The organism is Acinetobacter sp. 24-47-66, from assembly GCF_056779755.1.
This window is the reverse complement of record NZ_JBWYIL010000008.1, coordinates 26,011-51,734: the sequence shown is the minus strand read 5'-3', so window position 1 is coordinate 51,734 and position 25,724 is coordinate 26,011. Positions and strand designations below refer to the sequence as shown.

Annotated in this window: 22 protein-coding genes and 1 tRNA gene; 8 read left to right on the top strand and 15 right to left on the bottom strand. The window is 38.2% G+C overall.

The features are described from left to right. Positions 1 to 4: 4 nt before the first annotated feature. From AC1M84_RS09030 to AC1M84_RS09020, 3 genes are read right to left on the bottom strand one after another with little or no spacing between them, the layout of a single operon-like run. Positions 5 to 1,243, bottom strand: a complete 1,239-nt coding sequence (locus tag AC1M84_RS09030; RefSeq protein WP_092767736.1) for a styrene monooxygenase/indole monooxygenase family protein — start codon at positions 1,241 to 1,243, stop codon at positions 5 to 7. A 21-nt stretch (positions 1,244 to 1,264) separates the two neighbouring features. Next, a complete protein-coding gene (locus AC1M84_RS09025; protein ID WP_481590738.1) occupies positions 1,265 to 2,050 on the bottom strand; it encodes an SDR family oxidoreductase in 786 nt (261 codons plus the stop codon). 21 nt (positions 2,051 to 2,071) lie between these two features. Continuing rightward, positions 2,072 to 3,322: a dienelactone hydrolase family protein gene (locus tag AC1M84_RS09020; RefSeq protein WP_481593670.1), complete on the bottom strand. Its 1,251-nt coding sequence runs from the start codon at positions 3,320 to 3,322 to the stop codon at positions 2,072 to 2,074. 298 nt (positions 3,323 to 3,620) lie between these two features. Here AC1M84_RS09020 and mutS point away from each other — a divergent pair, with 298 nt between their 5' ends. The 4 genes from mutS to AC1M84_RS09000 all read left to right on the top strand — a co-directional run bounded on the left by mutS (position 3,621) and on the right by AC1M84_RS09000 (position 8,484). Further along, positions 3,621 to 6,272: a DNA mismatch repair protein MutS gene (gene mutS, locus AC1M84_RS09015; protein WP_481594862.1), complete on the top strand. Its 2,652-nt coding sequence runs from the start codon at positions 3,621 to 3,623 to the stop codon at positions 6,270 to 6,272. A 235-nt stretch (positions 6,273 to 6,507) separates the two neighbouring features. Further along, positions 6,508 to 6,831: a ferredoxin FdxA gene (gene fdxA / locus AC1M84_RS09010; RefSeq protein ID WP_035266386.1), complete on the top strand. Its 324-nt coding sequence runs from the start codon at positions 6,508 to 6,510 to the stop codon at positions 6,829 to 6,831. Positions 6,832 to 6,962: 131 nt separating this feature from the next. Next, positions 6,963 to 7,682 carry a peptidase M15 gene (locus tag AC1M84_RS09005; RefSeq protein ID WP_481593668.1) on the top strand — a complete coding sequence of 240 codons (720 nt, stop codon included), beginning with the start codon at positions 6,963 to 6,965 and terminating at the stop codon, positions 7,680 to 7,682. 136 nt (positions 7,683 to 7,818) lie between these two features. Continuing rightward, the gene (locus AC1M84_RS09000; protein WP_481594861.1) at positions 7,819 to 8,484 is read left to right on the top strand and encodes an O-methyltransferase; all 666 of its coding nucleotides are present in this window, start codon (positions 7,819 to 7,821) and stop codon (positions 8,482 to 8,484) included. Between the two features lie 279 nt (positions 8,485 to 8,763). Here AC1M84_RS09000 and AC1M84_RS08995 read toward each other — a convergent pair whose 3' ends face one another. The 11 genes from AC1M84_RS08995 to AC1M84_RS08945 all read right to left on the bottom strand — a co-directional run bounded on the left by AC1M84_RS08995 (position 8,764) and on the right by AC1M84_RS08945 (position 20,584). Further along, positions 8,764 to 9,606 (bottom strand): universal stress protein, encoded by an 843-nt coding sequence (locus AC1M84_RS08995; protein WP_035266378.1) that lies wholly within the window; start codon positions 9,604 to 9,606, stop codon positions 8,764 to 8,766. Positions 9,607 to 9,716: 110 nt separating this feature from the next. Then, complete coding sequence (locus tag AC1M84_RS08990) at positions 9,717 to 10,343, bottom strand: acyltransferase (RefSeq protein ID WP_481594860.1); 627 nt, start codon at positions 10,341 to 10,343, stop codon at positions 9,717 to 9,719. Beyond that, positions 10,321 to 10,923, bottom strand: a complete 603-nt coding sequence (locus tag AC1M84_RS08985; protein ID WP_481594859.1) for an IMPACT family protein — start codon at positions 10,921 to 10,923, stop codon at positions 10,321 to 10,323. Before AC1M84_RS08985 ends, AC1M84_RS08990 begins: the two co-directional genes overlap by 23 nt. Positions 10,924 to 11,031: 108 nt before the next feature. Then, positions 11,032 to 12,219 carry an HlyD family type I secretion periplasmic adaptor subunit gene (locus tag AC1M84_RS08980; RefSeq protein WP_035266373.1) on the bottom strand — a complete coding sequence of 396 codons (1,188 nt, stop codon included), beginning with the start codon at positions 12,217 to 12,219 and terminating at the stop codon, positions 11,032 to 11,034. Beyond that, on the bottom strand, positions 12,216 to 14,351 hold the full coding sequence (locus tag AC1M84_RS08975) for a type I secretion system permease/ATPase (protein ID WP_180028218.1): 2,136 nt from the start codon (positions 14,349 to 14,351) through the stop codon (positions 12,216 to 12,218). The genes AC1M84_RS08980 and AC1M84_RS08975 overlap by 4 nt, the downstream gene beginning before the upstream one ends. Beyond that, positions 14,348 to 15,754: a TolC family outer membrane protein gene (locus AC1M84_RS08970; RefSeq protein WP_481594881.1), complete on the bottom strand. Its 1,407-nt coding sequence runs from the start codon at positions 15,752 to 15,754 to the stop codon at positions 14,348 to 14,350. The genes AC1M84_RS08975 and AC1M84_RS08970 overlap by 4 nt, the downstream gene beginning before the upstream one ends. Positions 15,755 to 17,179: 1,425 nt before the next feature. Then, the gene (gene lptB, locus AC1M84_RS08965) at positions 17,180 to 17,926 is read right to left on the bottom strand and encodes an LPS export ABC transporter ATP-binding protein (RefSeq protein WP_481587670.1); all 747 of its coding nucleotides are present in this window, start codon (positions 17,924 to 17,926) and stop codon (positions 17,180 to 17,182) included. Next, positions 17,926 to 18,456 (bottom strand): lipopolysaccharide transport periplasmic protein LptA, encoded by a 531-nt coding sequence (gene lptA / locus AC1M84_RS08960; protein WP_481593707.1) that lies wholly within the window; start codon positions 18,454 to 18,456, stop codon positions 17,926 to 17,928. Before lptA ends, lptB begins: the two co-directional genes overlap by 1 nt. A gap of 25 nt (positions 18,457 to 18,481) precedes the next feature. Next, positions 18,482 to 19,027, bottom strand: coding sequence for an LPS export ABC transporter periplasmic protein LptC (lptC, locus tag AC1M84_RS08955; protein WP_481593664.1), 546 nt, complete (start codon positions 19,025 to 19,027; stop codon positions 18,482 to 18,484). Between the two features lie 39 nt (positions 19,028 to 19,066). After that, on the bottom strand, positions 19,067 to 19,606 hold the full coding sequence (locus tag AC1M84_RS08950; RefSeq protein ID WP_035266365.1) for a KdsC family phosphatase: 540 nt from the start codon (positions 19,604 to 19,606) through the stop codon (positions 19,067 to 19,069). A gap of 3 nt (positions 19,607 to 19,609) precedes the next feature. Continuing rightward, positions 19,610 to 20,584 carry a KpsF/GutQ family sugar-phosphate isomerase gene (locus AC1M84_RS08945; protein ID WP_179999591.1) on the bottom strand — a complete coding sequence of 325 codons (975 nt, stop codon included), beginning with the start codon at positions 20,582 to 20,584 and terminating at the stop codon, positions 19,610 to 19,612. A gap of 213 nt (positions 20,585 to 20,797) precedes the next feature. On the opposite strand from AC1M84_RS08945, the gene cysS reads away from it, so the two are divergent. The 4 genes from cysS (at position 20,798) to AC1M84_RS08925 (ending at position 24,576) form a co-directional block, all read left to right on the top strand. Next, positions 20,798 to 22,219: a cysteine--tRNA ligase gene (gene cysS / locus AC1M84_RS08940; protein ID WP_481593663.1), complete on the top strand. Its 1,422-nt coding sequence runs from the start codon at positions 20,798 to 20,800 to the stop codon at positions 22,217 to 22,219. 64 nt (positions 22,220 to 22,283) lie between these two features. Then, a tRNA-Gly gene (locus AC1M84_RS08935) sits at positions 22,284 to 22,359 on the top strand. 835 nt (positions 22,360 to 23,194) lie between these two features. Continuing rightward, complete coding sequence (locus AC1M84_RS08930; protein WP_481593662.1) at positions 23,195 to 23,686, top strand: hypothetical protein; 492 nt, start codon at positions 23,195 to 23,197, stop codon at positions 23,684 to 23,686. 230 nt (positions 23,687 to 23,916) lie between these two features. Next, positions 23,917 to 24,576, top strand: coding sequence for a cupin domain-containing protein (locus AC1M84_RS08925; protein WP_481593661.1), 660 nt, complete (start codon positions 23,917 to 23,919; stop codon positions 24,574 to 24,576). Between the two features lie 48 nt (positions 24,577 to 24,624). Here the strand turns inward: AC1M84_RS08925 and AC1M84_RS08920 are convergent, their stop codons facing one another. Further along, positions 24,625 to 25,701: a nitrilase-related carbon-nitrogen hydrolase gene (locus AC1M84_RS08920; RefSeq protein WP_180028226.1), complete on the bottom strand. Its 1,077-nt coding sequence runs from the start codon at positions 25,699 to 25,701 to the stop codon at positions 24,625 to 24,627. Between the last annotated feature and the right edge of the window lie 23 nt (positions 25,702 to 25,724).

The following is a 25,724-nucleotide window of genomic DNA, read 5'->3' as shown; positions in this document are numbered from 1 at the left end:
TCCATCAAGCCACTTGAGAAACTTGATCTGTTTCTAATAATTCTTTCGCTGCGTTTTCGTCAAACCACCACGGTGAAAAGTTACGTGGATCATCAAAATTATTAACGATCTGAGAAGCTAAATTGTGATTTTGAGAGGCTGCACCTAGTAGCTCAACAACATGAGGTCGAGGTGGAACCAATAAACTATTTGTCCAGCTCACGACTTTTTCAGCATATGACCAATATTTCTCAAACGTTGACTCCATCCAATCTTCAGTAAACGCTTGATTACCGTGTGCTAAGATCGCATCGAAATAAACCTTGCTACACTTAGCTGCATTATTTGATCCTTGACCTGTGATTGGATCATTCACCACCAATGCATCTGCCATACCAAATATTTTTTTACCAGAAGCCAATGTCATGACAGGTTTACGTACTGTTGGCGGGAATCGTCCTGCTAAATATCCTCCATGATCTGTCAGCGTCACGTCTTGACAACGCTCATATTCCCACGGCAAATGTTGTTTCAGAATTTCTAAGCTTTTATTTAAATGTTCTTCTGGTGTTTTAACTTCAGCCCAGCAATCCATAGGACCATTAGGAATCCCTTCAAAAACCATAATGTCACATGGACCATTTACTGTAAGCGCAGGAAAACAAAAATACTCACCCACCCCAGGAATAATATTAAAGCTCACTCTCGAGTATGGCGAAATTGGCTTCATTCCATTCACATAAGTCAAAGCCAATGCACGCTGAGGTTTGTCAAAAGTGCTACGTTCTGCGTCACGTACAAACTCTTTAACCACTTCACCTTTACCCGCAGCCAAGAGCACTAATTCATACTCGTCAGCCAAATGTTCTAATTCGTTTAGACCGACGTCTTGGAGAACAAACTTGCCTCCACGGCGCTGAAACTCTTCAAGCCAATAAGGCATCTTGACACGTTGATCAACAGATTGAGCATAACGCTCTAATCGCGCACTCCATTTAAATGCTCTTTCACCACTTGCTGGATCAACCAAAGCAAAACTAATACCTTCTACCGCTGGACAATGCTCTTCCCAAAAATTTAATCCTAAATCACGTTCAGTCTGTAACGCAGTATGGAACATACATTGACTAGACATGACTTTACCTTGACGAATCTCATCAGGAGTTTTATTCGACAAAATCGTGATGTCATATCCCTTATCAAGCAGTCCTAATCCAAGTTGAAGTCCTGACTGACCTGCACCAACAATTGCAATTTTTCTCATCTTTATTCTCCAATATTTAATTTATTCTGCTAAACGTGGTATTGCGGGTTGATTCGTTTCAGGCCCCATGACTGAATACCCACCATCTACCGCATAGTCTGCGCCAGTCACAAAACTTGCAGCATCCGACAATAAGAATGTCACTACATTTGCCACTTCTGCCGGATTACCCAAACGTCCCAAGAGATGATAATCACTTGCTACAGCATCAGCTTTCGCACGATTTTGTCCACTCACTTCAGAAATCACTCTCGACCAAGTCCAACCTGGTGAAACTGAGTTGACACGGATACCATCTGGCGCAAAATCCATTGCCATCGATTTGGTCAGTTGTAAAATTGCCGCTTTAGAAACTGGATATAACCAACGTCCCGTTTGAGCGCATTGCGCTGAAATCGAGGTGAAATTCACCACTGACCCTTTATTTTTTTGCAAATCTTCATATACGGCACGCGTTAGCTCAACAATAGACACCAAATTGATATCTAATGCTTTTAACCAATCTGATCGTGGTGATTTGAAACCATCATCAAGATAGGTACATGCCAAGTTCACTAAATAACTGACTTCACCTAGATGATTTCTAATGCTGTTCACCGCTTCATGAATTGCGATGTCTGAAGTTAGATCAGTTTGTATAAACATCACTTCATAAGGATGTTGCGCAGCTATGGTTTTTCCGTAGTCATCAATGTCTAAAATGGCAACTTTAGCCCCTAAATTCACGAGACTTTGAACCACAGCCTGTCCAATCAACGTTGATCCACCACTGACAATGGCAACTTTATCTTTAATATTTAATTCCATTTTTTGCCCCATATATTTTGATTATTCGATTGGCTTACCAGCACTCGACTCCCAACTTGGCATCAAGCCATTTGAAGGAATATCTTCATCTAAAAGTTTTTTCGCTGTTTCTACACCTGCAACAGGCAATCCTTCTGGATTAAGTAATCCGATTTGGACAAGTACAGAAGCTTGATCCCAATAAATATGTTCGTGACAAAGTTTTGGACCTCTAAACTGAATGACCCCCAACATTGGAATTTCGACATATTTTCCAGTCGGTTTTACACCTGGTAATAACCAATCAATTTCAGTGTCGTGAGTGAAACTCATGATGAATTCATCCACAACCTGAGTAGATCCCACAGTTCTAGAAATTGAGGTGATTTTCATATCTTGAGGGTTTTGATGTACAAAATGATATCGATAGAATCGCGCTAACTGGCTATATCCCACACCACCTGTCAATGTTGGAATGTGATTCACATATGGTTGAGCGACCATCGTTGCCATGGTTGCTGGTACATCGCGCGTGTCGAACTCATGTCTGATATGCTCTTCCCACAATGCAACTAAGTCATAGTGAGGGCCAACCGTTTCATGTAATGCTGTTACGGTACGTTCATGGGCAAATCGCGCCGATGGTTTGTGATAATGATCGCTGTTCGGTCGTGCAAATGCGTGATCAACACCTTCATAAACATAAGCATGAATATGTTTAAATTGTGCGCATGCTTCAGTAATTTGATTTCGCGCTTCAGCTGGACAGAATTGATCAAGTTCAGCCATGTGTAGCACAAGCTTACCCTTCACATTCGAGAGTTCATCGAGCGCTTTTTCAATGCCTACACCGTAGTAAGCAACCGAACACGCTAAGTTATCAATACGGCATGCAGCCAAATATGCAAGTTTTCCACCAAGACAATATCCAACCACTGACTGACCCGTAGTCGTGTCACACGCATCTAAAGTCGTTAAAAAATCTAAACTTTCACGAATATCATTTACACCCTGATCTTCATCATATTGCTGATAAAGTTGAAAAGCTTTTTCAAAATCCTCAGGTGTATAACCTAAATCAATGTTTGGTGCAGTACGCCAAAATAGATCAGGGACTAAAACGGTATAGCCTTCCTCTGCGAGAAAGTCAGCTTTTGCTCGCATCGCTGCATTGATACCAAATATTTCATGACACAATACAATCCCTGGACCTTTCTTAGCTTCTGGGACTGCCAAATACCCTGAATAGCGATTCCCCGATTTGGTAGTGATCTCAATCGTTTGACCTGTCATTTTTTCTTCCCTAAGACATCGAATATGATCTGATCATGAAATGAAATGCGATAACAAACTGTCCAAAAGATGCGGAGACTATCCAGAGACTGCTGATTCTTTACACAAAGAATTTGCATAAATGGATATCGAATTTAATTATTCAATGAACGAAATTGAGTCGTTGGTTATAATATTGGTTCGACTCATTTATTTTTTGCTAAAAATAGATCTTATAATCGATTTACGCATTTTTTCTCATGCTAAGCTTGAGCAGTACTTCTTCGTTTCAAAATTTAACTACAGGTTTTTTTCAAAGATGACTTTAGATCAATCCAATATCGATCTTTCAACATTGACGCCAATGATGCAGCAATACATGACGGTGAAATTACAGCACCCGCATTCGTTAATGTTCTATCGTATGGGTGATTTCTACGAGTTATTTTTTGACGATGCGCATAAAGCCGCCAAAATTTTAGGGATTACCTTAACCCACCGTGGTAAAGCGAATGGACAACCGATACCAATGGCTGGAGTTCCGTATCATGCAGCAGAAGGATACTTAGCGCGTTTAGTTAAAAAAGGTGAAACCGTTGTTATTTGTGAACAACTTGGGGAAGTCACTGGTAAAGGACCTGTCGAACGTGGTGTAGTCAGAATTATTACACCGGGTACATTGACAGACGACGCATTGCTGAATGCCCATCAGAGTTCAAATTTAGTATCCATCTGTATAAAATCTGATGAAATTGGTATCGCCCTATTAGATCTCAGTGCAGGTATTTTTAAAGTCCAACAACAAAGTTTTCAAGCTGAACAACTTCCTCTAGAACTTGCGCGTCTTATGCCAAGTGAAGTTTTGATTGATGAGGATTTCAAGCATCCAGAAGTGGTTGAACAGATTAAGCAAATTCTTGATTGTCCCGTTACAAAACGCCCAAATGTAGACTTCAATCTGAATAATGCGCAAAAAACTTTATGTGATCAATTCGCCGTAAGTACATTATCTGGTTTTGGAATTGAACATCTTGAGTTGGCGAAAGCAGCTGCGGCAGCTTTAATTCATTATGCCAAAGATACCCAAAAGACGGCATTGCCACATATTCGTTCAATTCGACTTGAACAAAGCTCCGACTTTATTGCACTTGATCCTGTGACGCGACGAAATCTAGAGATTATTGATCCTTTGTTTGAGCATGGCACTTCATTATTTGATTTAACCAACCAATGCCAAACGGCTATGGGTAGCCGACTGCTTAGTCGAACGTTAATGCAACCGATTCGTGATACTGCGTTGTTGGATCAGCGTCTAGATGCGATACAAACCATATTATCTGGCTATCATGAAGCTCCAATTCGTCTGGTATTAAAAGAAATCAGTGATATCGAACGCGTACTCAGCCGTGTGGCATTAGGAAGTGCGCGACCACGTGATTTAGTGCAACTACGTCAAGCATGTGCTCAGATCCCATATTTACGCCATGCATTAGCACCAATGACCTCAACACAGCAATCCGCTTTAATCAATCAACTGAATGAGGAATTGGGTGACTTTAATGGTTTACATCATCGCCTCATGTCAGCCATTGTGGAAAACCCACCTGTTCTACTCAGAGATGGCAATGTCATTGCAAATGGTTTCGATCATGAGTTAGATGAACTCCGTCAAATACGCGATCATGCAGGACAATTTTTAATTGATTTAGAGATCAAAGAAAGAGAAACAACAGGTATAAACACACTAAAAATCGGTTATAACCGAGTGAGTGGGTATTATATTGAATTAACCAGAGCGCAAGCAGAACAAGCTCCTGCCCATTATATTCGTCGTCAAACATTAAAAAATGCTGAACGTTATATCACCCCTGAGTTGAAGTCTTTCGAAGATAAAGTGCTTTCAAGCGAATCACGTGCATTGGCTCGTGAAAAACTTTTGTTTGAAATGTTATTGGATGAATTGCGTCAAGATATTGCCAATCTTCAAATGATGGCGAGCGCTATTGCTCAACTGGATGTACTGACAAACTTCGCACATCTATCAAGATTATATAATTGGAATCGTCCGGAATTTAGCCCTGAAATTGGAATACACATTCAAGCGGGACGCCATCCCGTTGTTGAATCACTGATTAAAACCCCTTACACCCCAAATGATACTTATTTAGATGCACAGCATCGTATGTCGATTATCACAGGCCCAAATATGGGTGGTAAATCGACATTCATGCGTCAGACGGCGTTAATTACGCTCTTGGCATATTGCGGTAGTTTCGTTCCAGCGAAATCTGCCAAATTGGGACCTATTGATCGGATCTTTACGCGTATCGGTTCAGCAGACGATCTTTCTTCTGGCAAATCTACATTTATGGTGGAAATGACGGAAACTTCTCAAATTTTACATCATGCCACTCAACAATCTTTGGTATTGATGGACGAAGTAGGTCGTGGTACAAGTACTTATGATGGTTTGTCATTAGCTTGGGCTTGTGTTCTTGATTTGACGCATCGCATTAAATGTTTATGTCTTTTTGCAACGCACTATTTTGAATTAACAGAATTAGGCATGGATCCGTGTATTGATAATTATCATGTCACTGCGCAAGAAGTGAATGGTCATCTCATCTTATTACATAAGGTTCAAAAAGGTCCTGCAAGTCAAAGTCATGGTTTACAGGTCGCTAAACTAGCAGGTATTCCTCAAAACGTGATTAAAGAGGCTCAAGCTAAACTTAAAAAACTGGAGAAACTCCAACTGCAAACTCAACCTGTGCAAAAAGATTTGTTCTCTCAAGATTTATTTTCAAATAGTGAACCTGTAGAAAAAATTATTGAAGTTGAAAAAGTGGTTGAAATTCATCAACCTTCTCAAGTTGAACAACTTCTTTCAGAAATTATTGTAGATGACTTAAGTCCAAGACAGGCTTTAGACCAACTCTACCAACTCAAACAATTACTCCAAAAATCTTAGTTCAAGCACACTCAATCAATAAGCCAGCGATCTGCTGGCTTTTTTTAATCATGATTTTTGAAATCAGAGGCAGAATGCCTGAGAATTTGCAAATTAGTACGATCTCATCATAAATATTACTGATTTAGTAGCATCCCCTATATTAAATATCAAGAAAAGGAATTGTTAGTTTCGTTCAATTTGCCTAAAATACAGCATTCGTTATTAGAACCATATTTTTTAGGTAGCTGACGCCATGACCTTTGTTGTCACTGAAAATTGTATTAAATGTAAGTATCAAGACTGCGTAGAAGTTTGCCCAGTTGACTGTTTCTATGAAGGTCCAAACTTTCTAGTCATTAATCCAGATGAGTGTATTGACTGCGCGTTATGTGAGCCTGAATGCCCTGCTAATGCCATTTTCTCGGAAGATGAACTACCTGAAGGTCAAGAAGTCTTTATCGAACTCAATGCTGAACTTGCAGAAAAATGGCCAAATATTACTCAGATTGGTGATCAACCAGCTGACCGTGAAGAATGGAATGGCAAACCAAACAAATTGCAATATTTAGAAAAATAATCCAATGAGAGATCAGCTTCGGCTGATCTTTTTTATACCCAATTGGTACATTTATTTGCAATTTATACGCATTCTTGATAATCAATTAGCATAAAATAGAAACTTATTTGCTTTAGTAAAATTTATTTATAATGAAATTAATTTTGAAGGGCTTGTGCTCAATCAGTGCAATATCGTTGATATTGATTGGATGTACGTCCTCCCCTCAAAAAGGACGAACAATCGTCACCAATGATGGTCAACGCATATATATTCCACAAGAAAAAATAACCTATGAACGTCCAGCGCGACCAAAAGTCATGCCGAATTCTTATCGTGTTTGGCTGATACAAGGTAATAACCAAGCTCAAGCACGAGAATATGAACAATACTTAGAACGTAATAATGTTGGCAATATTATCCCAAGTTTTGAATTATTTAAATCAGCACGTGCTTGGCAGAAATGTGGTAAATCTGAATATATGGTTCCAAACCGTGAGCTATGGTCGAATCAGTTACCAACACTGAAAGTATTTAAATATCTCGTTGCAGCAAGGATTTTAACTGATTTTGAGGTTACATCTGTATATCGTGACCTTCCATTAAATCAGTGTGCTGGTGGCGCAGGTTCGTCTCGACACTTGTATAACTCAGCCATTGATTTCAGAATCGGTCCTGAATTTCCTCAGGCTGAAGATTATGCATTCATCGAAAATTCTAAATTTAAATTGTGCCAATTTTGGCAAAATTATGGTCAAAGCTTAAATATGGGCTTAGGTTTGTATGCGACTGGTCAAATACATATTGATACTCAAGGTTACCGAACTTGGGGACCCGATCTGACTCGAAATACATCTTTATGCCATTACTAATTTTAGATGATCACATTTAATTAAGAGGTCTTTGACCTCTTTTTTTTTGACTGATTTTTCAGCATCAAAGCATCAGAAATTTGCACATTCACTCGAAACGATTACAATGCACTGAACTCCCTACAGGTACTCAGTTATGCAACAACAATGGTCAGATATTGATGCTTATATTGAATCTCATCTGATGCCAGAAGATCCAATTTTAACTCAGACTCTACAAAATACAGCTGATAAGGGTTTTCCTGACCATCTAGCAGTTGCTGCTAACCAAGGCATGTTATTACAAATGTTGATTCAAATGAATCAGTGTAAGCGTGTGTTAGAGCTTGGAACCTTTGCGGCTTATAGCACCATGTGGCTAGCAAGAGCCCTTCCTGAGGATGGATATATTCTCACGATCGAGGGTCGTGATACACATGCAGCACTCGGTCAAGAAAATATCGACAATGCGAAATTAAAGCAAACGGTTGAATTAAAAGTCGGTCGCGCTGCGGATATTCTCAAATCTTTACCTGAAAATTTTGAACCATTTGACTTTATATTTATTGATGCTGATAAACAAAGTTACCCAGAGTATTTAGAACTATCACTTAAATTTTCACGCTCAGGTACCATTATTTTTTTAGATAATGTAATTCGCGCTGGTGATATTCTGGATGAAAAAAATGTCAAACCAAGCATCGAAGGTATTCGTGAAATGTACCGCATCATGCAGAATCATCCTCGACTACTGTCGAGTACAGCCTTACAAACCGTCGGCAGTAAAGGACATGATGGTTTTGCACTGGCGATTGTCAAATAAATCTTAATACTAATCATTAGTATCACTTAAAGGAGTATTCATCAATTTGAATACTCCTTTTTCTTGCACTAAAGCCCTGAAAAAGTTATCCCCGATTCCTGTTTGTATTCCTGTGGATAAAAATAAAATATTATGGCAAACACCTGATTTTCATACGTTTTAATAAAAAGATTATAAAATAATCAAACCATAAAACCCTATTATTCTAAAAATTTATCCACCTTCTATCAGTTAAGTTGACCGAATATTTATCAAGTAAAATTAATCAAAACTGATTGATCATTTAGCAACCAACAATGGAACGACTGAATTTCTAAATATATTGGTCGTAATACTGCCCAAGAAAAATTGTTTTACTTTACTGCGACTATAAGCGCCTAGCACAATTAATTGAATTTGATGTTGTTGCTGATAATCTAAAATATTCTCAGCGACATCTCCAAAACGATATTCAACAACCACATCCAATCCAGCTTCACGTAAATACTGAGCTGGGATATCAAGAATTTCAGGATGATCACCCACATAAAGCAAATGACACTGAAGTGTTCTTAATAAATCACTTTTAGCAACACGATGCATCATTTCTTTACAAGTCTGAGAATCTTCATAGGCGAAAATAAAACGTGTTGGTGGCTTAAAGGTTTCACCAACAGTTAAAACCGTACAACGAGCACCACGAATAAAATTCTCTACATTACTCCCTAAGCTTTTGTGTTTTTCCGCGGAGCGCTCACCTACTCGACCAATAATTGCAATATCATTTTCATTTAAAACATTGAAACTCTGTTCGAGGAAATCGCCTTTTTCTTGAATTTTTATCGGCGTAATACCATATTTTTCTTCAATCACTTCTGAAATATGTGAAAGAAGATTATTACTATAATCTAAAGCTAATTCACTTTGTTTTTGTTCTAATTCCGCGAGTTCTTTTAAGAGCATCGCATTACTTTCAAATCCAATCACACCACTAATTTCACCCAGATGATAACTTGCAGGATAGTAATCTAAAACCTGTAAAAGGACTAACTCACGTTTAGTTCGATCCGCAATCCAGGCTGCTGCTTCAGCTAAGGCATGAATACATGGGGATGAATCAATACACGCAATTACACGGTTCATGATTGCCTCACTTTGACATGATGTCTGATTGTTCTTTTCTTTAAACTATCATAGCTTTCGGGCAAATGAACATGGTTTATGTAATTTAATTCAATCTTTCGCGTTACGAATTATTCACGCATTCGTATAAATTGAGCTGGATTCCCTGCAACAACTTCTCTTGCCTGAATATCCTTAGTAACCATACTATTCATACCTACAATCACCTGTTCATGTATGGTCACGCCATCTTTTATACCCACATGCGCCCCTAACCAAACATCACGATGAATCTCAATGCCTTTTGAGCGTACTGCTTGCTGGTAAATAGGTTGATCTAAACTCATGCCATGATCAAAGGCATAAAGATGACAATAAGCTGCGATCCGTACTTGGTCATGAATCTTAATCCCAACGCGTCCACCATCTAAAATACAATGATGATTAATGGCGACTTCAGACCCAATTTCTAAAGGACCATGCAAGGTACAATCCGCGGCAATAAAAGTATTATCCCCAATAATAATCTTCCGACCACGCTCAGCAAAAATATGGGCTAAAGGGGAAATGAAACAATTTTTCCCAATTTCAACAGTCTCCATATCCATTAAATAGGCTTGATAATCTTTTTGCCAAGCTTCTGCCCATTCACGATGCTTTGCCTTGAGTGACCAATATAACCAAGGCATGTAATTCAAACGATGTTTATGCTGTTCTCGGTACTTGAGTAAAGGATCATGTTCCGTCACGTTCGACATCCTCTATATTCAATTGCTCACGTCCACGAGTCACATCTTGGATTTTCAGTTTAAACGGCTCAATTTCATGAATTTGCATACGTGCAGTAATCAATACTCCAGAATCAACATATTCTTCAATATATTCAATTTTTTGTTGATTTAACTCATATTGAAAAATAGACCACTCATTAAATTGGCATTTAAAATTTACAGTTTTCTTATCGATGAGTTCAATTTTTTCGACCTGTAATAAGCATTTCCCTGCTACACCTCCGTATGCTCGTACTAAGCCTCCAGTTCCGAGTTTGATACCACCATACCAGCGGTTTACCAATACAATAATATTAGTGAGCTCATTCCCTTCAATCGTTGCAAGTATGGGTCTTCCAGCTGTTCCTGAAGGTTCTCCATCATCATTAAAACGGACTTGATGCCCAATTTTCCATGCCCAGCATTGATGGGTCGTCGAGGCATCAAAATACTGGTTTAAAAATTCTTTTACATCCTGTTCATTTTCCACAGGTGCGGTGATCGCCTGAAAACGGCTTTTCTTAATATCTTCTTCATAGATATAAGTCTGAGCAAGAGTAAATGGCATGGTAAATTACAACAATTGAACTCAAATACATTATGCGTGATTCAATCATATTAAAAAACCCAATCAAAAGATCATTGATTGGGTTTTAAACAGACTGAAAAATAAAGATTATCGTTCGCGTAACGCTTCCTTCGCCTTATTGAATGGTTTCAACAGGTATTCAAGAATCGTTTTTTGACCTGTCTTAATATCAACCGTTGATACCATACCCGGCGTGATTGGGAAAGCTTGCCCAGCTTTGTTATAAAGCTTGTCTGAATCAGTACGAATATACACACGATAATAAAACTGATCTTGTTTAACTTCATCACGTAGCGTATCAGGAGAAATGACTGTTACCTCTCCTTTTAAGCCACCGTAAATTGAATAATCGTACGCAGTGATTTTAACTAAAGCTTCCTGTCCAGGATGAATAAATGCAATATCACGCGGTGAAATTCGCGCCTCAATTAAAAGTTGTTCATCCAAAGGGACAATGGTCATTAACTTACCATTCTGAGGAATAACACCACCCAAAGTCATCACATCAATTTCTTTCACTACACCGCGGACTGGTGCTTTAAAGATTGTACGATTCAGACTATCAGATTTACCTTTGATTACTTGTTGTTGAGTTTCGACATCAGTGCTCGCCTTAGATAACTCTTCGCGTGCCTGCACATAGTACTGGTTACGAATATCGTTAATTTGGTTGGTCAATTCATTTGCTTGACGTTTTAAACGTAAAACTTCAACTTCACTCGCAGCACCTTTGGCAACAAGCGGTTCTGTCATTCTCAATTCTTGCTGAACTAACGTAAGTGCTTGCGTTAGGCCAGCAATAGATTCTTCCATATTGGCACGTCTAGAACGATAAAGCTGAGTTTCTTCAGCAACCAATTTTGGAATTTTTTGAACTGATTCTGGAAATACCAGTGGACCACCATTCACTTCCGCACGTAAACGCGCAGCTGTTGCTTGCGATGACAGTAGTAACGATTCTGATTCACCCACATTTGAAGCAAATCGTGTCGGATCAAGTTGAGCAAGGGTTTGCCCTTTTTCAACAATATCACCTTCTTTAACTTCAAGTTTGGTTAGAATCCCGCCCTCTAAAGATTGAATCACTTGTTCTTTAGAAGTTGGAACCACTTTACCTGTACCATTAGAAACTTCTTCAAGTTTGAAAATAGCTGCCCAAATAATGAGTGCAAGCAAACCCAGACCAATAATCCAAATCGTAATACTGACCTTCGGTAATGGTGGCTCTAACTGAGACACTTTTAATGAACGTTGTTGTTTTAATTCTTCGCTCATGATTTAGCCCCTGAATTTGCTTGTTGCTGGCCAGAATTATTTAAAATTTGATCACGTGGGCCATCCATAACGATACGACCATCATTCACCACAATAATACGATCCACTAACTCTAATACTGCACGGCGGTGGGTTGCCACAACCAATGTGCGATGTCCAAGCCAGTTCTTCATATGATCAATTAATTGTTTTTCAGATACATCATCAATCGCAGCTGTAGGCTCATCTAACAACAGAATATTTGGCTGACAAATGAGGAGTCTTGACAATAAAAGTGCCTGACGTTGTCCACCTGAGAAGCCTACACCACCTTCTAAAATAATATGATCTAGTCCTTCTTTCTTTTCTTGAATGAAGTTGAGTGCACCTGTTACAGCAAGTGCTTTTAATAAATCATCATCGGTAGCTAATGGTGCACCTAACGTTAAATTTTCTCTGACTGTACCAAAGAATAGGTGCGCATTTTGATTCAACAAACCTACGTCACGACGAACGTCCGATGGGTCCAACAAGGTAATATCAATATTATCTAATTGAACTTTACCTTGAACTGCGGTTTGCATACCTGAAAGTAATTGAAGAATGGTCGATTTACCTGCACCGTTACGCCCAAGAATCGCAATTTTTTCACCTGGTTTAATTTCAAGTTTAGGAATCACAACACTTGGTTTAGGATCTTCTTCGCCGTATTTAAAGACCACACCATTTAATTCATAATGACCATTGAGCACTGATCGCTGAATCAATTGTGAACGCTCAGGATGGTCAACCTGTTTACTCATTAATTCATCAAGACTTTCTTTCGCCGTTTTGGCTTGCTGATAACGACCAAGAACACCAGTTACCTGTGCAATTGGCGCTAACATACGTGATGATAGAATCGAACATGCCACTAACGCACCAGTGGTCATTTCTCCATCCATTACCGCAAAACAACCCACCAATACTACAATTGCAAAGGTCAATCCCTGTAATTTTTGAGTCCAAAGATTCAATACGCCTACAATTTTACGTTGTTTCATGCTGATAGAAGCTGAAACATCATTCATGTGATTCCACTGATTTTGAAAGCGGGACTCTGCACGTAGCAGTTTAATATCTTCAATACCTTGAACAGCTTCAACGAGAATCGCATTTCGTATTGATGACTCACGCATACCCTCTTTAGCCAATTGCGCTAATTTTTTTTGCGCCAAAAGCCCTGGAATAATCATCAGCGGTACAACCACCAAAATTACCCAGAAAAGATTGCCACCAATAAGCCAAAAAATACCAAGGAACAGGAAGAAGAATGGTAAATCAGCAAAGGCGGTAATTGTTGTAGATGTTACAAGCTCACGCACACCTTCTAGTTCACGAATTTGTGAAATAAACGTTCCCGTGGATTTAGATCGTTCACTATTTTTAATACGTAAAGCATGACCAAAGACCCGATCCGAGACTCTTAAATCCGCACGCTTACCAATCATATCTGAAAGAATTAATCGTGAGTATTTCAATGCGAATTCAAAGATTGCAGCAAGTAATACACCACCTGCCAGCACCCACAAGGTTGGAATAGATTGTGCTGGAATAACTCGGTCATACACATTCATCGAGAAGACGATTGTCGCGAGTGCTAATACGTTTGCAAGCAATGATGCAAACATAATATCGATATAGCGTTTCCAATCGCGTAATACAATTTCCCAAAACCAGTTTTTTTCATATGGTTTAATGTATTCGTCAATACGCGCATCAGGTACTGAGGTTTCTGGTCTTAAAATATAGACTGAGTCGATGACATCTAATAATGTATCTACTGAAAATGTCTGCGCTAACCCTTCATCACCGCTCAGTTGAACACTTGCGTTACCTTGTGCATCTGCACGATCAATGACGCCAACTTGCCCATCTTTAAATCCGACCAATACCGGTAAACGCCACGGATTTAAAATATCAGGGCTAAAATCCACTTTACGGACATGTAAACCTACTTGGCGTGTCATAATTGCCAAGATGTCATCGACTGACTGGTTCTGATTCCAATTTAGTTCTAAGCGAATACGTTCAGCAGAGGTTTCAATTCGATAATGACGTGCAACCGTCAGGACACCTTGTAACCATGGTTGATAATTTATTCTTGTATTCATGGTTTCAATTCTACCCCTTGAATGGTCAAATTATTAAGTTGATATACATCGCGGCTCTTACCAGAAGCGGCAATATATTGAACTAAGTTTTCATAAATATCATAACGTGCAGTTTCAATATCTGAATTCGAACGGTGAATCGCTTGCTCAGCATTTAAAAGATCAACAGCTGTACGAGTGCCAAGTTTATATTGTTCTTGATATAACTCTTTCGTTCTGACTGATGTCGCTTGTTGATCAATTAATACTTTCATTTGTCGCTGTTTATTTTCAACTTGTTCTTGAGCACGACGAATTTCATCTATTGTTTCTAAATAAACTGCATTTACTTTTGCTTTGGCAGCTTCTTCTGCAAACGATGCCGCACGACTGCGTGAACTAATTGCACCACCTTGGAAGAAAGTACTATTTGCTTCAAGCATAATAGAACTATCTGTTCCATCGTCTTGATTGTTATTCGGATTACGTCCGTTGACTGCTTGACTCAATGTACCTTTAACATTTAACGTAGGATAACGACTCAATTGAGTTTGTTTTTTTTCTAATTCTGCAACATCAACTTCAGCTTTGGCAGCCATCATTTTCGGAATTTCGTTAAACTTTGGCTCTGAATAAATCTCTGAAGCCTTAATTAAACTCTCAGGTATCTCCCAGTTATATTTTGATATATCTGTTCCCATCAAAGTTCTAAGTCGTTGTTTAAATACATTGAGCTGTGTTTCTTGCAGAATTAAATTTGATTGTGCAGATTCATAATATGATTGCGCTTGAATTGGATCGGCCTGACTGCTGATACCTGCCTCTGCACGTAAGTTAGCAATTTCTCGGATTCGTGATATACCAGCAATTTGCTCACGTGCAATACGTGTAATTTCTTCATATCGCTTAATATTCACAATGGCAGAAGCCACTTCAAGAGCAATTTGGTCAATTGTGACAAGAACTTGAGCTTGGCTCAACTGTAACTTGGCTTCTTCTGTACTCACTAGTGATTTTTGTTTACCAAAGTCAAAAAGTAGTTGTGTCGCATTGACATTAAATAATTGACGCCCTCTTTCTCCTGAAGTCATATCTCCAGTTGAAACACCTGCACTCAACTGTGGGTAATAACCTGCTTTAGCAACATCAATAAATGCATTTTGTGATGCGAGTGAAGAAACACTTTGTGTCACTTCAGGATGTCTAGCTACTGCGATCTTGATCGCATCGTATAAACTTAACGTTTGTTTATCAGCCGTACCATTCACAAGTGGCATCATAGATATTGGAGCACTTGGCGAAGCTTGTGTCGTGATCACAGGCAATTGCTCAACCTGTTTAGGATCAAAGCTAAAATCACTCAGTTCATTTAACTTAACTTGTCTAAAGTCATCATCAGCTTTAGGTTTAAAAAACTGATCCATATTTGATTTTAATGCAGTTAAACTGAATTTTTTCTTTTCTTGCGGTTCAGCATTCACCGTATTGTATTTTTGTTCGGATACGACTTTATCAGCTTTAGGCTTAATATTTACAACTGGCTTAATCGACTGCGATTGTTCAGATATTTTCGCTTTCTGCTCTATTGGTTTTGAATAAACAATTGTAGGTTTATTTACAGCCAAAGCACTAGTCTGTTGTTGAACGATCAAGTTTGGACGCTCAATTACATTCTGTGTTTCTAACTTATTATGAGAACCTGATTTAAAAGGCCAAAAAGCTTTGGCTTTAGATACAAGACTTTGACGATGTTCAACTTGTGCTACTGTTGAAGGTGGAGCTTGTCGCAAGTTGTTTTGGCTGTTAATTTGTTGATCATTAACAATCTTCGGTTTTGGTGTACTAGACACTTTCAATGAAGATTCACTCACCGATTTTTGTAAAGACGGTGTCAAAACTTTTGTATTTGAAACATTGCCAGCAGCTTGGTGATGACCCTTATCCAGCTTAGTTTTATCTTTGCCTATATTCCCAATAAATGAAAAGAGTTTACTTTTTGGTTTTTCTGTTTTGTCTTCTGAAACCGATGTTTCATTATTTAGTAATTTTGCGTGTTGCGCCTCAATTAAAGATTCTGTTAGTTGATTTTGGATCTTTGGTTTAAGCGGTTTTAAAACCTGACGAGTGTCTTTAGTAGCGGGTTGTACAGTAGATGAAATAGTAGGTTTTAGAACATTTGGCGCTGAAGCCTCTTCAATATCCTGCTTTACCTTTAGCAGCAATACTTTTGGTTCAGATGCCGCTTTTTCACGCTTAACAAATGCAAAAAAAGATTTCTTTTGAGTCTTTTCCTTCGACTCATTCTGAGACTGCGAATTAGATAAAGGTGTAGTGTTAACTTGAGCAATTTCATTTTCGACTATGTCGTCTAAATCAGGAACTTGTTCAATAACTTTAGGAACAAGAACCTGTTCTTTCACTTGCTCTTTCGAGATTTTGGATTTCGATTGGAATAATTTAAAACGTGGCTTTTCAAGCTGTTCAGGTATATCTTCAACAGTCTTTTTTTCCAAACTAAAATTGATTTTGGGTTTTTGTAATTCTGCTGTTAGTGCACGTTGGGTATCGTCAATTGCTAGAGGAGCGATTGCATCTTCAGCATGTACTTGTGTCGCACATAAACTGATCGCAAACAGCGTGATATACCCCATATCCTTCTGACTTAATTGATGTTTAGCCACTTGTAATCTCTATTAAAAAGTGTGAACTACGTCACATAAAATCAATCGTATTCTACAATGATTTTTATATTATTTCTGCGTCAATTGTAAACTTACGATTTGTTTGAGTTAATTTACAGTCTAAATATCTATAAAACAACATTATTTTATAGATATCACACTATTTTTTTAAACTGTGAAATCATCACCTAAATAAACTTTACGGACAGTTTCATCCATAAGTACTTGATCTGGTGTTCCTTCCGCAATGACAGATCCTTCGCTGACAATATAAGCATGCTCACAAATCGCGAGCGTTTCGCGAACGTTATGATCTGTAATAAGCACACCTATTCCTCGTTCTTTTAAATTGCGAATGATATCTTTGATATCACCTACAGAAATTGGATCTACCCCAGCAAAAGGCTCATCAAGGAGCATAAACTTAGGATCGGCGGCTAATGCTCGAGCGATTTCAGCACGGCGACGTTCCCCCCCTGACACACTCATCCCCAAAGAATCTTTAATATGTGTAATTTTAAAGTCTTCTAATAACTCTTGAAGTCTCTCTTTACGTTGTTGCTTATTAAGATCCTTGCGCGTTTCAAGAATCGCCATAATATTATCTGAAATACTCAATTTACGAAAAATTGAAGCCTCTTGTGGCAAATAACCAATTCCATGACGAGCACGCTCATGCATTGCAAGATCCGAAAGATCAAGATTATCTAAATGAATTTCACCTTTGTCCATTCGAACCAGTCCGACTACCATGTAAAAGCTTGTCGTTTTTCCCGCCCCGTTCGGTCCAAGCAAACCAACAATTTGACCACTCTGCATACTAAATGAAACATCTTTCACCACCCAGCGTTTACTATAAACTTTGGCAAGATGTTTAATTTTTAATGTTTGGATTGGTGATTCATCGACGCTCATTAATCACGTACTCCAGAGAATGATTTTGAGGCAGAAGGAGGAATTATAATTTGTACGCGACCTTTTGAACTACCCGTTTCACTACTGCCACCGCCTACAACTTCGATATCCCCCTTATTCATACTGTAACGCAAAGTGTTCCCACGAATACTTGCGCCATCTTGATACAAATATGCATTGCCCGACAAAGTAATAATGCCTGTATCAGCGTTATATACAATTTTAGAGGCTTCACCACGTGCAATGCCACGTTTAGACTCTAATTGTTGTTGGAACTTTGCAGGAGAACCTGACGCATTTACCGAGCTAATTTGGCGATTGGCATTGAGATTAGCAACTATAGAGGCTGCATTTAACTTGAAAGTACCTTGTTCAACAGAAACATTCCCCACATAGGTCGTTATACCTGTTTTGTCATTATAGGTCGCACGATCAGCTAAAAGCATGATGGGTTGATTACGATCACTTGGCAATGCAAATGCCATAACAGAAATAGAACTGAGTGCCACCATTGCTATTGCTTTAAGCATTTTCGAACCTGATAAATAAGAAGGTTTAGTTTGGTGCATACTTTCCTCGAATATTTTTAAAATCGTACTGACCTTCATTCAAATCTGCTTCTAAGCCTTGGCTGACAAAATCTGCATTTGGTGTTTGTACAGTAACTTGCTCAGATGTTTCAAGCTTTCTTGTTTTTGGATATCCTGTAAGCGCATCGGTTCGAAAAACCATTTTGCCCATTTCTCCTTGCTTGGTTGCAACAACATCTCCAGATAACACAATCTTCTCATTGTCATTGAAACCATGTGCTTGTTTAGCATAAAACGTAGCGTCTTCTACATTATCAGTAAACATGCTGGCATTTAAATTCTGCAAACTTGATGTTTTCTGTTTCATATCTTGGTTCAGCTCATCCACTGTAGCCTTAACATAAAGCATGCCTTTTTCATCAGTTTGCAAAAGATTAATATTCTTTGCTGAATATGTCATCGATTGAGCGGATGAACCCTCTAATTTTTTCCCTTTACCGCTGTAATAATAATAGCCACCACTTATAGCAGCGACAATAACAGCAGTAATGTATAAAACTTTAGTATCCATAAATCATCAACTATATTCAGCGTTCATATCAACTGTGTATTAATGCGTTACAGCCAAATATTTTTCAAGAAGTTCATGGTAAACCCCTTTTGACAACAATAACATGTCACAAATTTCACGCACAGCGCCACGACCACCATAAGCTTGGGTTACAAGGTCTGCACGACGACGAACTTCAACATGACCATTTGGCACTGTTACTTTCATTCCCGCAATCGCAAAAGCTGATAAATCTGGCCAATCATCCCCCATATACAAGCAATCTTCTGGTTTTAAACCCAGTTGCGTACAAGCTTGCTGTAAGGCAGTCCCTTTGTCTTCACGCCCCTGATAAACTAAGTCTACACCTAAATCATTCATACGCTTTGTCACAATATTGCTTTGGCGACCGGTAATAATGACAACTTTAATTCCAGCTTGCTGAACAAGTTTCATCCCAAGTCCATCACGAATATCAAATGACTTAATTTCATCACCTGAGTTCGTCAACGTTACAAAACCATCACTTAGAATACCATCCACATCCAAAACCAACGCTTCGATATGTCGTGCTTGTTCTAACAATACATAAGATGCCATGAATTAATTTACCCCAGCTTGAATTAAATCGTGCATGCTAATCACACCAATCACTTGTTTGGCATCATTGACTACTACAAATTGATTGATTTTTTTAGCATTCATTTGCTCTAGCGCTTCAACCGCTCTTGCTTCTTGTGAAATGGTTAGAGGATTTTCAATCATAACCTTTGATACAGCAAGATTAACATCAAAACCTTGTTGCTTATCAATGAGACGTCGCAAGTCACCATCCGTAAATATACCTAACAAAACATCATTTTCATCCACAATTGTGGTTAATCCGAGACGTTTGTTAGATATTTCGTATAGAACTTTATTCATTGGTGTATCTGGTGAAACTTTTGGTAGAGATTCACCCACGTGCATCAGATGTTTAACATGCAACAGTAATCGTTTACCGAGTGCACCAGCTGGATGCGACATCGCAAAATCATTTGCAGTAAATCCACGTGCTTCAAGTAAAGCAACCGCTAAAGCATCACCTAAAGCTAAAGTCGCTGTCGTGCTTGAAGTTGGTGCCAAACCTAATGGGCATGCCTCTTGAATATGACCAAGTGTGAGCGCAACATCAGCGTTCTGTGGCATTGGTCCACGGTCATCACCTGAAATTGTAATCAGTGGCACACCCAAATGTTTGATGAGTGGCATTAACATCATGATTTCGTCACTTTTACCAGAGTTCGAAATCGCGATCAGTACATCTCCACGCACTAACATCCCTAGATCACCATGGCCAGCTTCACCTGGATGCATAAAGAAAGACGGCGTTCCTGTTGATGCAAATGTTGCAGCCATTTTTCGACCGATATGACCAGATTTCCCCATACCAGTGACCACTAAACGACCTTGACACTGTAGGATAATTTGACATGCTTGGGAAAAACGATCATCAATCTGATTGGATAGTACCGATAAAGCTTGACGCTCAATCTCCAAGGTTTCTTTTGCAACCTTTTGAAAATCAATTGGATATATAGTATTTTCAGAATTCAAATCTGGGCACCTTGAGGCTGGATTCAGCCACAATTTCAATCATTAAATTATTCTTCATATATTAACATAAGCATGCAAGTATCTTTTTCTTAAATGTATAAATTTCATTTGCATAGATTTTTTACGCATAAAACTTTGTGAAAGATAAGCCTTAGGTTAAGATGAACCACCATTTTTTTAGCTTTTTGAAGACCTATGCAACCATTTGTTCTATATAACTCAGAGCAACGAAAAAAAGTTGAGTTTGTACCACGCAAAGAAGGACATATTGATATGTATGTCTGTGGGATGACAGTTTACGACTACTGTCATATCGGTCATGCTCGGGTTATGGTTGCATTTGACTATATTATTCGTTTTCTTCGTAGCCAAGGTTGGAAAGTTAAATATATTCGCAATATTACTGACATTGATGACAAAATCATTGCACGTGCAAATGAAAATGGTGAAAGCATTACAGCACTCACTGATCGCTTTATTCAGGCAATGAATGAAGATGCTGCCAATTTAGGATGCTTGGCACCTGATGAAGCACCACGTGCGACAGAGTACATCGATCAAATGCAAAATATGATTGGTACTTTGGTCAATAATGGCACTGCATATCCTGCGTCAAACGGCGATGTGTACTTCGAAGTTGAAAAATTTAAAAAATACGGGCGTCTGTCTGGTCGTAAACTCGAAGACATGCAAGCAGGTGCTTCCGAACGAGTCGATGTTGAAGTTGAAAAGAAACATCCTTTCGATTTTGTGCTATGGAAGCATGCAAAAGAAAATGAACCTTCTTGGAAATCTCCTTGGGGGAATGGTCGTCCAGGTTGGCATATCGAATGTTCAGCAATGTCTACATGTTGCCTTGGTAATCATTTTGATATCCATGGTGGTGGTTCTGACTTAACCTTCCCCCATCACGAAAATGAAATCGCACAAAGTGAAGCTGCAACTGGCGAACAATATGTAAACTATTGGATGCACGTAGGCTTTATCAATGTCGATGGTGAAAAAATGTCTAAATCTTTAGGCAATTTTTTCACGATTCGCGATGTCATGGAAAAATTCCATCCTGAAGTTATTCGTTACTTTATCGTTTCATCACACTATCGTAGCCCTGTGAATTTTTCTGATACTGCGCTTAAAGAAGCTAAAAACACATTAAGTCGTTTTTATCATTCATTTAAAGCATATCAACAGATATATGGTGCCGAAATTAATTCGCAATACGATGAAGCACTCGTTGAAAAGTTTAATGCAGCAATGCGGGATGATTTCAACACATCAGAAGCGATTGCGGTACTGTTTGAAATCAATAAAGAATTAAATCGTGCCGTAAAAGACGAACTTGCTGAACAGGCGGCCATATATTATGCCACCTTGCGCCATCTGACCAATATCTTAGGTCTTGTTCAACATAATGTTGATGAATTCCTAAAATCAGATATTGGTCAAGAAAGCTCATCTTTGAGTAATGATGAAATTGAAGATCTCATCCAACAACGCAAAGATGCCAAGAAAGAGAAAAACTTTGCACGTGCAGATGAGATTCGCCAAAATCTTCTTGATCAAGGCATTGTACTTGAAGATACGCGTCAAGGAACTTTATGGCGACGTGCTGATTAATTCATCAATTAAGTTTTGGAAGTGTTGACAGGGTGTGCAAAATCACTATAATTCACACCATATTGCGGGAATAGCTCAGTTGGTAGAGCACAACCTTGCCAAGGTTGGGGTCGCGAGTTCGAGTCTCGTTTCCCGCTCCAAAATTTTAAAAGCCTCAATCGAAAGATTGAGGCTTTTTTTTATTGACTTAAATTCTCAAATAAAGTCGACCTAGATTAAATTATTTGAATGAGTCAATTGAACACTTCAACAATACAGGTAACAGACAAATTATTTTAAAAAATGAGATTTAAATGAAAGGTTAGAAACCAAAAATTTAGAAATCGATTACTGTATTAATGCAAAACAATAGTTTCAGCTATTATAGTTAGTAATAGTCTTGCACATATTAATTTTAAGGCACTGAAAAATTAGGTCCAAACACGGAATCAGTTCTTAGTAATGCTAATGCATGGGAGGGCTACGCTAATGAAACTGAAATGTTCTGTCAGTCAAGCATTTTCTTTTTAAAGTCTAATCACCAACTAAATAGTTCAACCGTGATACTTACTCATATATGGAAACACGTAGCAAATACAAATAAGCTAGAATACACATTAGCAATTCGTTTTGGATTAGAACATGATGTTCACCACATGAGAATCTATTATCTGCAATAAGCTACCACACAAGAATTTACGTTCTCTTTCAGAAATATTTAAAAAAAGTGTTGTGAAAGAAGCAACATTAATCTTTGCAGAATTTAAAAGTCATGAGTTTAAAACCAGGTTTGGAAAACTTTCGCTATTCAAGATCTGATTGGACTCAAAGGGACTTTAGATGATCTTAATATTAGTGTTGTAATGGCTAGTGCGGCAGTATTATAGATAAAAAATAGTGGTGAAAAAATCAACCGAGCAATGTGTAAATTACTCTTCAACCAAGATTATAATTCAAAAATGCTCAAGGTTTTAGCTGAACAAGGAATTTATCCTGATGCTTAAAAATTCACATTTATTAATAGTTACTATTTTAACTGCTGCATTGTTTGCTACTGGATGTAATTCATCGCCTTCACTTCAACAAGAAGTGGATATTCAAGCAAGTTTTTTACCTACAATGTTACGTATTGATGGAAATATTTTTGCTTTAGCTAATCAAACCTCCCCAAATAATTTAACAATGGAGTTATTCGAATCTACTCTTCTAAAAGCAACTCTGCTTCGTAAGTATGAAAAAGAAGCCAAAAATAACTTCAGTCTAGAAAAAGATCGTAATCCTGTTGAGCTTAACTCTATGTGCTTAATGACTAAATTTCTACTCAATAAATCTTATATTGAAAAAGCTAATTTAAACTCGGAGTTCTATGAAGATATTTATGGTTGGATTAATACCAAAAATAAACTTTGGTCAAATTTATTAAAAGATACTACCGCTGGAACGTTTGAATATCCATGTATCGTAAAACAATCAAATATCCCGAACTAGTTCATTCTTATGTTGCAATTAAGCACTTATAAAGTGCTTTTTTATTGACTTAGATTCTCAAATAAAGTCGACCTAGATTAAATTATTGGAAGGAGAAAAGAGAAGCTAGCCGACCAAAGTCAAAGTTGCTCCACGCGCAATCACTCTCGAACTTGAACAGGTTTTCATCTTACATTCACGCTTTTTTTGATAATATTAATTACTTTAATGCTCTTTTTTAGGCTAAAAGCATGAGATTAAATGCTGACTTCTCTCAACCTGTAATAATTACTCCAGAGGATTATCAATGGATTCAATCCCCAAGAGGCGAAGTTAAACGAATGATGTTTGATCGTGTTGGCTTAGAACAAGCAAGAGCAACCAGCCTAGTTGAGTTCCCTTCAAATTCTCAGTTCCCAGAGCATCAACACCCCTTCGGTGAAGAAGTTCTAGTGTTAAACGGGACTTTTACTGAAGATGATCATCAGCACTATCCATCTGGATGGTATATGCGAAATCCTCACCTTTCTAAACATATTGTCTCGAGCTTAGATGGATGTCTGATCTTGGTGAAACTCATGCAAATGTCTGAAGAAGAAAAAGTAGCTACCCGAATTGATACTCGTGACGAGCGAAACTGGACCTATTTTAACAACAGAAAGATTTGCCAACTGTTTCAATCTGAGCATGAACACACCTTTCTCGAAAAACTCGAAAGCCAACAATTTTTCGAATCAACATATCATAACGGTATTGAAATTTTCATTATCAAAGGTAAATTGGTGATGAATGAACGAAATTATTCAGCCGGTTCGTGGATGAGGTTTCCGATTCAACATCGTATTGAAATCAAAGCAGGTGGTTCTGGCGCTTTGATTTATGTAAAAAAAGATCATTTAAAAAATATATAAACCCAAAAAAACCCAATACATTATTGGGTTTTTAAGCTAGTGCATTGATTAAGACTCATCATATGCGCTTTTTTTCCAGACACCCATATCAATAAGCTTCTGAATTTGCTTATCAATCACTTCCGCTTTATATTCGTCGTGATGTCCCTGTTTTTGCTGTAAATACAAATTTTTAGGATATATATTATTTTTATAAATTAATTGTGCGCATTCTGCACGTATATCTTTCATCCAATTGGTCACCTGAGCGTGTGTACGATGATAACGAAGTGCCTCAATATCGACTACACCAGTCACATAGGTAGATCCATTGGTATCATGCTGTTTACCCACAATTTTACCCTTATGGTCCACAATCATAGAAAGACCACCACCACAATCGATCGGTGCTAATGTATTTTCATCAAGATACATCCCACCAATATTAGGTGCTACTACATACATATTATTTTCTAAAGCACGAGCACGATTGGAGATTTCAAATACATCATTTTCAGTAAATGAAGCTGGTAAAGATGCACGATAGACCACTTCAGCACCATTCATCGCTAGGCCTCGACCATTTTCTGGAAAATTACCTTCCATTGCCATCATGATGCCCAATCGACCAATTTCCGTATCAACTACTGGCCAAAATGATTGAAGCTCTTCGCCATATTTTTTTACCCACTCATCATACAAATCATGAGGTGATGCTGAACGCTCGCATGGCAATAAAGCAGACATTTTGTGGTGTTTTAAAATAATTTCGCCTTGAGGATTTATAATAAATCCGACATTGAACATAATGCCTGGCCAATCCTCATTTTTAGCTTTGGCTTGCGCCATGATAAAAACATTATGCTTTTTAGCTAATTCACCTAAACGATCTGTTTCAGGGCCTGGTATATCGATCGCACCATCATCCAAGAATTCTTGAATATCAACATCGAGTGCTTCATCGTTGAAGCCCTGTAATGCTCCCTCTGGGAGAACCAACAGTCTTACTGGAATATCTAAAGAACTCAACCATAATGCACCGGATGTAAGTTCCTCTAAATGAGAGATATTTTTCATAATATCTGCTCTACAACTTGTGCCCCATATTGTTGGAACTAATCCTACTACACCATAAGGTTTGATCATTTTGTTTTCCTCTAAATCCATTC

Coding starts and splice junctions, on each gene's coding strand:
- lptB (WP_481587670.1), bottom strand. CDS start 17,926: ATGAGCGTCGATGAATCACCAATCCAAACATTAAAAATTAAACATCTT.
- AC1M84_RS09005 (WP_481593668.1), top strand. CDS start 6,963: ATGAAATTAATTTTGAAGGGCTTGTGCTCAATCAGTGCAATATCGTTG.
- AC1M84_RS08950 (WP_035266365.1), bottom strand. CDS start 19,606: ATGGCATCTTATGTATTGTTAGAACAAGCACGACATATCGAAGCGTTG.
- AC1M84_RS08930 (WP_481593662.1), top strand. CDS start 23,195: ATGCTTAAAAATTCACATTTATTAATAGTTACTATTTTAACTGCTGCA.
- mutS (WP_481594862.1), top strand. CDS start 3,621: ATGACTTTAGATCAATCCAATATCGATCTTTCAACATTGACGCCAATG.
- AC1M84_RS09000 (WP_481594861.1), top strand. CDS start 7,819: ATGCAACAACAATGGTCAGATATTGATGCTTATATTGAATCTCATCTG.
- lptC (WP_481593664.1), bottom strand. CDS start 19,027: ATGGATACTAAAGTTTTATACATTACTGCTGTTATTGTCGCTGCTATA.
- fdxA (WP_035266386.1), top strand. CDS start 6,508: ATGACCTTTGTTGTCACTGAAAATTGTATTAAATGTAAGTATCAAGAC.
- AC1M84_RS08920 (WP_180028226.1), bottom strand. CDS start 25,701: ATGATCAAACCTTATGGTGTAGTAGGATTAGTTCCAACAATATGGGGC.
- AC1M84_RS08990 (WP_481594860.1), bottom strand. CDS start 10,343: ATGTCGAACGTGACGGAACATGATCCTTTACTCAAGTACCGAGAACAG.
- lptA (WP_481593707.1), bottom strand. CDS start 18,456: ATGCTTAAAGCAATAGCAATGGTGGCACTCAGTTCTATTTCTGTTATG.
- AC1M84_RS08975 (WP_180028218.1), bottom strand. CDS start 14,351: ATGAATACAAGAATAAATTATCAACCATGGTTACAAGGTGTCCTGACG.
- AC1M84_RS09025 (WP_481590738.1), bottom strand. CDS start 2,050: ATGGAATTAAATATTAAAGATAAAGTTGCCATTGTCAGTGGTGGATCA.
- AC1M84_RS08970 (WP_481594881.1), bottom strand. CDS start 15,754: ATGGATCAGTTTTTTAAACCTAAAGCTGATGATGACTTTAGACAAGTT.
- AC1M84_RS08995 (WP_035266378.1), bottom strand. CDS start 9,606: ATGAACCGTGTAATTGCGTGTATTGATTCATCCCCATGTATTCATGCC.
- cysS (WP_481593663.1), top strand. CDS start 20,798: ATGCAACCATTTGTTCTATATAACTCAGAGCAACGAAAAAAAGTTGAG.
- AC1M84_RS08980 (WP_035266373.1), bottom strand. CDS start 12,219: ATGAGCGAAGAATTAAAACAACAACGTTCATTAAAAGTGTCTCAGTTA.
- AC1M84_RS08925 (WP_481593661.1), top strand. CDS start 23,917: ATGAGATTAAATGCTGACTTCTCTCAACCTGTAATAATTACTCCAGAG.
- AC1M84_RS09030 (WP_092767736.1), bottom strand. CDS start 1,243: ATGAGAAAAATTGCAATTGTTGGTGCAGGTCAGTCAGGACTTCAACTT.
- AC1M84_RS09020 (WP_481593670.1), bottom strand. CDS start 3,322: ATGACAGGTCAAACGATTGAGATCACTACCAAATCGGGGAATCGCTAT.
- AC1M84_RS08985 (WP_481594859.1), bottom strand. CDS start 10,923: ATGCCATTTACTCTTGCTCAGACTTATATCTATGAAGAAGATATTAAG.